Source organism: Cypionkella sp., assembly GCF_034376685.1.
In the GTDB taxonomy this organism is placed as follows: Bacteria; Pseudomonadota; Alphaproteobacteria; order Rhodobacterales; family Rhodobacteraceae; genus Cypionkella.
This window is the reverse complement of the sequence record NZ_JAXMJJ010000088.1, coordinates 1-3565: the sequence shown is the minus strand read 5'-3', so window position 1 is coordinate 3565 and position 3565 is coordinate 1. Positions and strand designations below refer to the sequence as shown.

Sequence of the window (3565 nt, the reverse complement as noted above, 5' to 3'; positions counted from 1 at the left end):
GAGGCGAAGGGCGCTTTCTTCCGTTCACTCATGGATCCGATCGACACGTCCTCGCCGCAGGGCACGTTCACCCTCCAGGTCCTGGGCGCCGCCGCCGAGTTCGAGCGCGCCCTGATCCGCGAACGCACCAAGGCCGGGTTGGCCAGCGCACGAACCAAAGGCCGGGTTGGCGGCAATCCGGGCCTGCGCGCCCGCGATCCCGCGGCGCTGCGCAAGGTGCGGCTGGCGCGGCAGGATGGCTACATGGAACGCCTGAACGAAACGGCGCAGGACTGGGTGCCACATGTCCGCCGCCTGCGGCCCGACTTAGCCTGGGAAGATGTGGTGCGCATTGTCAACGGCCCCCTGCCCCACGAGCGTCAATGGACGCAAGGCCGGCTTTTGCGCGCGGTCAACGCCTATGTCCGGGACGGCTTCCTGCCGCCCACGGTACTGGACCGCGCCGGCCGCCGCGAAACCGACGACCGCCTGCCCGCCATCGTCGCTGCCATCAAGGGCGCGGACCCCGAAATCACGCTTCAGGCGATCTGCACCAGACTGGAAGCGATGCGCGAGCGCACGCCCCGCGGGCGGACAAGCTGGCAGCCGTCATCCGTGAAGATGCTGCTGGAGAGGGCTGAGAGGCTGGGGCTGCTTGCGTGAAGTCGTGGGAATCGGTCGCGCGATTCTGAAGATCTGCGTTATGTAGGCGTCGACAATACATGTAGTGGCCATGACATCGCGGGCTACGAACTGTTGAAGTGCTCTGCGAACAAGGTTGCCCAAGACGCTGATACTTCAGGGTTTTTTCTCGTCAGAAATCTGCCGCCTCAACACCTCTAGGCCGCTCAACGGATTGGGCTGGATTTACTCACCAAAACTGTTAAGGTCTACAAAACAATAAAGACTTGAGGGCAGTGATGAGCGGGATACGAGCCTCCCAAAGATTCGATGTCATGTCCAAGCGGCTCGGTAGCCGGTTGCGTGAACATGCGCAGGAGACGTTCCCGCCGGATGCCCAGAAGGGTCTCCGTCGCTTCGCGATGCGGGAAGCCGCCGATCTGCTTCGGATCAACCAGAACACCTTCCGCCATCATGTGTCAAATCTCGAAGGCTTTCCGGAAGGCATCCTCGAGGGTGGCAACCGCCGCAGCTTCTCTGCCGAGGACATGGTAGAAGCCCAACGCGTCCTTCTTGAGACGGGTAGGATCAAGCCCGATGAACACCCTCACAGAAGAGCCGGCGAACCGTGCCAGGTCGTGACGATCTTCAACCTGAAGGGCGGCAGCGCAAAAACGTCGACCGTTGCTCATGTTGGTCAGCTTCTGGGCCTTCGCGGCTATCGGGTCCTGCTTATCGACCTCGACAGCCAGGCAAGTCTGACAAACCTGTTCGGGGTTACCCCTGAGCTCGATCCGGACATGCCGACCTCCTACGATCTGATCCGATCCGAGGGGCCCCTGCCCGCCTCAGATATCATTCGCAAAACGAACTTCCCGACAGTCGATCTGATCCCGGCCTCCATGGACATCATGGAGTACGAGTTTGAGGTCGCTTTGAGCTTCAGACACGGTGCCACCACGTTCCACAGTCGGATCCGTGAAGCGCTTGAGCCTGTCTTGAGCCGATATGATGTGGTGATCTTCGACACGCCGCCGCAGCTGAACTTCTCGGTGATCTCCGCCCTCTTTGCTTCCACTGGGGTCCTGATCCCGCTCAACGCGTCCATGCTTGATGTGATGTCTCTGGCTAGCTTTCTCGGCATGGCGAGCAACCTGATGGGCGTCGTCGAGGCGCATGCTCCCGAGCACGGCCTGAACTTCGTTCGGGTGCTGATCACCCGGTACGAGAACACCGACGGTCCACAGGTCCAGATCTCTTCTCTGCTTCGGACGGTCCTTGGCGATGCGGTCCTCCCTGCCGAGTTCCTGAAGTCGACGGCGGTAGGTGATGCCGCAAACACCCAGCAGAGCATCTTTGAGGTCGAACCTCGCGACGTGAACCGCAGAACATACGAGCGTGCGATCGAGTCCGTTTCACGCGTGACCGATGAAGTTGAGCGCGAAATCCTCAAGGCATGGGGGCGTAGTCATGGCGCGTAAGGTCTTCGGGGACTCACTCAAGAACGCGATGGGTAAAGCGTCAACGTCGGATGAGGATGCGGATGTCGATCTGAAGCGCACGAGCCCAACTGTCGCTCGAGCGCAAGCATCGGTGTTGGAAGAAGACAAACACGCCACGCGCTTGATCGACCCGAGCACTGTGCGAATGTCCGCGGTCATGGATCGCATCGATCCGAGCGATGGCCTCGAGGAGCTCGTCGCGTCGATCCGTGAGCATGGGCAAAAGGTTCCGGTTCTTGTCCGCCGAACCCGAGACGGGGCACTTGAGATCGTCTATGGACGCCGCAGGCTTCTCGCCTGTCGTGAACTTGGTCAGAAAGTGCGCGCCACGGTCATGGAGATGACCGAAGAGGAAGCACTGATCGCCCAGGGCGTAGAGAACAATGCTCGCCAAGACCCCTCGTTTATCGAGAGGGCCCTGTTCGTCGCTGGGATCATTCGGGAACTTGGCAAAACTGACGAGACACGCAAGAACGCCCAGACCATCGCCTATCGGGCACTTCAGATCGACGAGTCGCTCGTCTCGCGAATGAACCGTATCGCCACCGGCATTCCGATGGAGCTGATCCAGGCTATCGGACCTGCACACGGCGTTGGTCGGCGGATCTGGGAGAAGCTTTTCAGACTGTGCGAGAAGGACGTCGCGAGAGCCAAAGAAGTTGCCCGCGAAATCCCCCGTAACTTGCCAGGCCCAGACCGACTTGACGCAGCGGTTACGCTGTTCATGACCACCAAGGCAGCTACACCCAGGGTTGAGAAAGGTGAGCGCGTGAAGATCGGCCGCAAAGGCAACCGCATCACCATCGATGTGGACGCTGACCTTGCCCCGCGCGTTGAAGACGCCATCCGGAAGCTGATCAGCGAGCTTCTTGACCGCGGTCAAGATGGCCCAGAGTGACGACCCCGTGTCTTGACCGCGGTCAAGACATCAAGAGCAACGAGCAGAAAACGAAAGGAGGACCGGCTAGAAAAGGAAAGACCCCCCGAAAGCGGTGCTTCCGAAGGGCCTCAATCAGTCTCGACACCTGATTGATACCCCCAAAACGAATCGAGTTCAACACCGCTCGCGGTGAACGGGGAAGCTTTTTCTTCCGAAACACTATGAGACATGTCACTCAAGCACGAACCGCCATGGCGGAACCGAGAGCTATTGCCTGCCCTACTATCTACGAACTTCTGGGACCGGTACGCGCCCTGCGGAAAGAACTTGGCCTGACGAGCAACGACATCACAGTCTTGACGGCCCTGATCAGCTTTCTTCCCCGTGACCGACAAACCACAAGTGGTGAGACCCCACCCAAACTTACCGTTGTGTTCCCCTCCAATGCCTCCTTGTCTGAGCGCGCAAACGGCATCGATGAGAGGACCCTACGTCGCTGCTTGGGCCGTCTTGACGCAGCCGGCCTCATTGACCGGAAGAACTCGGCAAACGGCAAACGCTTCCCCCTGCGGTATGGCGGCAT

General features: G+C 60.0%; 4 protein-coding genes. All 4 read left to right on the top strand.

The genetic code is table 11. From position 1 onward, the window contains the following. Positions 1 to 642 (top strand): recombinase family protein (locus U1A24_RS16865; RefSeq protein WP_322323150.1); only part of this gene is annotated, 642 nt, incomplete at its 5' end. A gap of 293 nt (positions 643 to 935) precedes the next feature. Next, positions 936 to 2081 carry a plasmid partitioning protein RepA gene (gene repA, locus U1A24_RS16860; protein WP_164517418.1) on the top strand — a complete coding sequence of 382 codons (1146 nt, stop codon included), beginning with the start codon at positions 936 to 938 and terminating at the stop codon, positions 2079 to 2081. After that, positions 2071 to 3000 carry a ParB/RepB/Spo0J family partition protein gene (locus U1A24_RS16855; RefSeq protein WP_322323149.1) on the top strand — a complete coding sequence of 310 codons (930 nt, stop codon included), beginning with the start codon at positions 2071 to 2073 and terminating at the stop codon, positions 2998 to 3000. Before repA ends, U1A24_RS16855 begins: the two co-directional genes overlap by 11 nt. A 203-nt stretch (positions 3001 to 3203) precedes the next feature. Continuing rightward, on the top strand, positions 3204 to 3565 hold a 362-nt coding region (locus U1A24_RS16850; RefSeq protein ID WP_322323148.1), incomplete at its 3' end, for a helix-turn-helix domain-containing protein.